The sequence below is a fragment of the Terriglobales bacterium genome, from assembly GCA_035543055.1.
In the GTDB taxonomy this organism is placed as follows: domain Bacteria; phylum Acidobacteriota; class Terriglobia; order Terriglobales; family Acidobacteriaceae; genus JAIQFD01.
Genome location: DATKKJ010000104.1, coordinates 1 through 4,546, shown reverse-complemented (window position 1 = coordinate 4,546; position 4,546 = coordinate 1). Strand labels below are relative to the sequence as shown.

Below are 4,546 nucleotides of genomic sequence, written 5' to 3'. Positions count from 1 at the left end.
GTCGTACTCGCCCTCGTTGACACCCATCACCAGCGTCTTGACGTCGCCTTTGCCGGGCGCCGAGATGATGACCTTCTTCGCTCCCGCTGCCAGATGGCCCTTGGCCTTCGCGGCATCGGTGAACAGGCCCGTCGACTCGATAACGTAGTCGACCTGCAGCGCCTTCCAGGGCAGCTGGCTGGGTTCCTTCGCCGCCAAGATGCACTGCACCTCCTCACCGCCGACGACGAGGACGTCGTTAGCCTCGACGGATGGACTACTCTTCGTGGTGGCGACGGGATGCTTGAAGCGGCCGTGGACCGAGTCGTACTTCATCTGGTACGCGAAGTAGTCGGCGTCGGTACTGACGTCGACGACACCGAGGACGCGTATGTCCTTGCCAAGGCGTCCCTGGTCACAGAGCGCCTGGAAGACCAGACGCCCGATTCGACCGAAGCCATTGATGCCTACATGGATTGCCATGGTCGTCGACCTCCCTTCTTGCGATTAAGCACCGGATCACCCCGCAACACTAGCTCGGAACACTACGCGCGGAGTTCTACGCGGTGTCCGCAGGGCACACGGTACGATGGCCGATGACAACCGCAACCTCTCGCACCTGACTGCGACCTGCGTCGCCGATGTGGATATGCAACCGCGGTTCCATAACGGGGCTCACCGCGCGGTGGATTGAAAACCCGCCGGGAATCCTCGTGCGGCGATCTGCGAAATGGATCGCTTTCTCAAGTTCGAGACCTTGACCGGACGTCTCTCTAGGAAGCCGTTGCCAAACAGGGACAAAGAAGAGGTCCTTGAAGCGAGGCGGTGTCCCTACACGAACATCCGCTCGTCGTATCCCTTCTCCTTGAGCTTGGCGTGGGCGGCGGCCAGGCGCGCGATCGGCACCCGCGGGGCGGAGCAGGAGACGTAGTCGAGGCCGAGATAGTGGCACAGGCGGATGGATTCCGGGTGCCCGCCGTGCTCGCCGCAGATGCCGATCGTGAGGTCGGGGCGGGTCTCGCGTCCCCATTGCACGGCGAGCTGCATGAGGCGTCCCACGCCCTTCACGTCCAGCACCTCGAACGGGTTGTCGCGCAGGATCCTGGTCTCGTTGTACATCGGCAGGAACTTGTTCTCCGCGTCCTCGCGCGAGAACGAGAAGGTGGCCTGGGTGAGATCGTTGGTGCCGAAAGAGAAGAACTCCGCCACTTCTGCCAGGCGCCCCGCGCGCATACAGGCGCGAACCACTTCGACCATGGTGCCGAATTCGAACGTGAGCTTCACTCCGCAGCGGGCCTCCACGTCCTGCTGGATGGCGTCCACCATGCTCTTCACCCGTTTCAGCTCCTCCACCGTGCACACCTGCGGCACCATGATCTCCGGGTGCACCTCCACGCCTTCCTTGACGGACTCGACGGTGGCTTCGAGGACCGCCCGGATCTGCATCTCGTAGATCTCGGGATAGGTGATGCCGAGGCGCACGCCGCGGTGGCCGAGCATGGGGTTCACTTCCGACAGCGCGTGGACCTTCCTCAGCATCGCCTGCTTGTGGGCGAGCAGGTCGTCGTCGCGGTGTGCGCTGTGGTAGGTGTTGAGCGCCCCGTGCAGCCGCTCCAGGCTGGTGACGTATTCCTTGTGCAGGTCCGGGTCGAGCATCTTCAGGGTTTCGGGCAATTCTTCCATCCTGCGCACGGCGCGTCTCAGGTGACGCAGGTGGTTGATCTCGAACTCGAGCTGAGCGGCGGTCGGCAGGAACTCGTGGATCGGGGGATCGAGCAGGCGTACGGTCACCGGAAGCCCTTGCATCTCCTTGAAGATGCCCTTGAAGTCTGCGCGCTGGATCGGCAGCAACCGGTCGAGGGCAGCGCGCCGCTGTTCCGGGCTCTCGGCCAGGATCATCTCCTGCACGATGGGCAGCCGATCGGGCTCGTTGAACATGCGCTCGGTGCGGCACAGGCCGATCCCCCTCGCGCCGTAGCGCCGGGCGCGCGCGGCGTCGTGCGGCGTGTCGGCATTGGCGAACACTTTGAGCCGCGACGCCTCGTCCGCCCAGGACAGGATTTCGCCGAGTTCGGCGAAGACATGTGCCTCCACGGTCGGGATCTGCCCCGGATAGACCTTGCCGCTGGAGCCGTCGATGGTGATGACGTCGCTTTCAGCGAAGGTCGTGTCGCCCACCCTGGCGCGGCGCTCGCGCACGTCGATCTGGATCGCCTCGCAGCCCGACACGCAGGGCTTGCCCATGCCGCGCGCCACCACCGCCGCGTGCGAGGTCTTGCCGCCGCGGGAGGTGAGGATGCCCTGGGCGGCGAAGAAGCCGTGGATATCCTCCGGCTTGGTCTCCTCGCGCACCAGGATGACCTTCTCGCCCAGCTTGCCGCGCAGCGCGGCGGTGTCGGCATCGAACACGATCTTGCCTGAGCAGGCGCCCGGCGAGGCGGCCAGCCCCTGGGCCAGCGGCTCCGCGCGGAAGGCGGGATCGAGTGTGGGCACCATGAGCTGCTCGAGCAGCGCGGGCTGGATGCGGGTGAGCGCCTGCTCCTTGGTGAGGATCCCTTCGTGGAACATCTCCACCGAGCTGATCACCATAGCGTGGGCGTTCATCTTCCCGTTTCGCGTCTGCAGGCAGAAGAGCCGGCCGCGCTCAATGGTAAACTCGAAATCCTGCACTTCCTGGTAGTGCGACTCGAGCCGGTGGCGCAGCTCCATGAGCTCCCGGTACAGCTCGGGCATCTCCGTTTCCATGGCGGCAATCGGCTTGGGCGTGCGGATGCCGGCGACCACGTCCTCGCCTTGGGCGTTCACCAGGTATTCGCCGTAGATCAGGTTCTCGCCAGTGCCCGGGTTGCGGGTGAAGCCCACCCCGGTGGCGGAGTCCTGGCCCAGGTTGCCGAACACCATGGTGCAGACATTGACCGCGGTACCGTTCGCCATCTCCGGGGTGATCTTGAACTGCTTGCGGTAGTCCACGGCGCGCTTGCCCATCCAGGAGCGGAACACCGCGCCGATCGCGATCTCGAGCTGCTTCCAGGGGTCGTTGGGAAACGACTGCCCGGTGTGCCTGGCGACGATGGCGGCGAACTCGTCCGCCAGTTCCTTGAGATTCTCGGCGGACAAGTCCACGTCCTGCGCTGCGCCGTGCCGGCGCTTGGCCGCGTTCATAGCTGCGTCAAACAGCTCGTCGGGCACGCCCAGCGCGATTTTCCCGTAGAGCTGGACGAAGCGGCGGTAGGCGTCATAGGCAAAGCGCGGGTTCCCGGTCGCCGCGATCAGCCCATTCAGCGTGTCCGGGTTGAGCCCGAGGTTGAGGATGGTGTCCATCATCCCTGGCATGGACATGGCCGAGCCGGAGCGCACCGACACGAGCAGCGGGTTGACGGGACTGCCGAAGCCCTTGCCCGTCTGCTTCTCCAAGGCCTTCACGTGAGCCCGCACTTCGTCCATGAGCCCATCGGGCAGGCGATTGTTCTCCAGGTACGCGAGACAAGCCTCGGTGGTGATGACGAATCCCGGCGGAACATTGAGCCCGATCTGGGTCATCTCGCAAAGATTGGCGCCCTTGCCGCCCAGAAGCATCTTGTTCTTGCCGTCCCCTGCTTCGAACGCGAAAACGAAGTTCCGGTTTGCCATGATACCCCTCCCGTGTTTGGTTTGTTCCACAAGGCCAGCCGGGCGCCAGCTGGGCCTTTCCAGGTTTGCCCCGGCCACCGGCCCAGCGCCCGCAGGCTGTTGCCATGAATCGCAATGATACGTCCTCGAGACTGCTCCGGTAGCGCTCAGATGAAGAGAGCGGCAAGGACCAGTGTGATCGTGGAGAGCAACTTGATCAGTACGTGCAGTGATGGGCCAGCGGTGTCCTTGAACGGATCACCGACCGTGTCGCCGACGACCGCTGCCTTGTGCGCCTCGCTGCCCTTGCTTTCGAGTTGTCCCTGGTCGTTGCGCACCCCGTGCGCCTCGATGTACTTCTTGGCGTTGTCCCACGCGCCACCACCGTTGTTCATCACACTGGCGAGCACGATGCCGCTGATGGTGCCGACCATCAGCAGGGCGGCTTCCGCCTCGGCCCCGAGCAGCACGCCGGCGATGATCGGCACGCTCACCGCCAGCACGCCCGGTGCGATCATGGCGCGCAAGGCCCCACGCGTGGTGATGTCCACGGCGCGGGCGTAGTCGGCGCGCCCCTGCCCCTGCAGAAGGCCGGGGATCTCGCGGAACTGGCGCCGTACTTCTTCGATGATGCCTTCTGCGGTTTTGCTGACGGCGCGCAGGGCCAGCGAGCTGAAGAGGAAGACCAGCATCGTGCCAATCATGGCACCGACGAACACGGTGGTTTTCCCCAGGTCGACGGTGTGCGAGGCCGCCACCTCGGCCGCCGGTCGCCCGAGTACACGCCGGATGAGTTCCACCTTGTCGAGGTAGGCGCTGAACAGCAGGAAGGCCGCCAGCGCGGCCGAGCCGATGGCGTAGCCCTTGGTGAGCGCCTTGGTGGTGTTGCCCACGGCGTCAAGGGAGTCGGTGATGTGACGAGCGCTCTCCGGGGCGCCGGACATCTCGGTGATGCCTC

General features: G+C 65.0%; 3 protein-coding genes. All 3 read right to left on the bottom strand.

The genetic code is table 11. The features are described from left to right. Positions 1-462, bottom strand: a 462-nt coding sequence (locus tag VMS96_07780) for a glyceraldehyde 3-phosphate dehydrogenase NAD-binding domain-containing protein (GenBank protein HVP43317.1), incomplete at its 3' end; no start/stop codon positions are given. A gap of 348 nt (positions 463-810) precedes the next feature. Further along, positions 811-3,609 (bottom strand): pyruvate, phosphate dikinase, encoded by a 2,799-nt coding sequence (ppdK, locus tag VMS96_07775; GenBank protein HVP43316.1) that lies wholly within the window; start codon positions 3,607-3,609, stop codon positions 811-813. Between the two features lie 146 nt (positions 3,610-3,755). Further along, positions 3,756-4,546, bottom strand: a 791-nt coding sequence (locus VMS96_07770; GenBank protein ID HVP43315.1) for a sodium/proton-translocating pyrophosphatase, incomplete at its 5' end; no start/stop codon positions are given.

Bases quoted from the DNA above. Each gene is read 5' to 3' on its own strand.
- ppdK (HVP43316.1), bottom strand. From the start codon at position 3,609: ATGGCAAACCGGAACTTCGTTTTCGCGTTCGAAGCAGGGGACGGCAAG.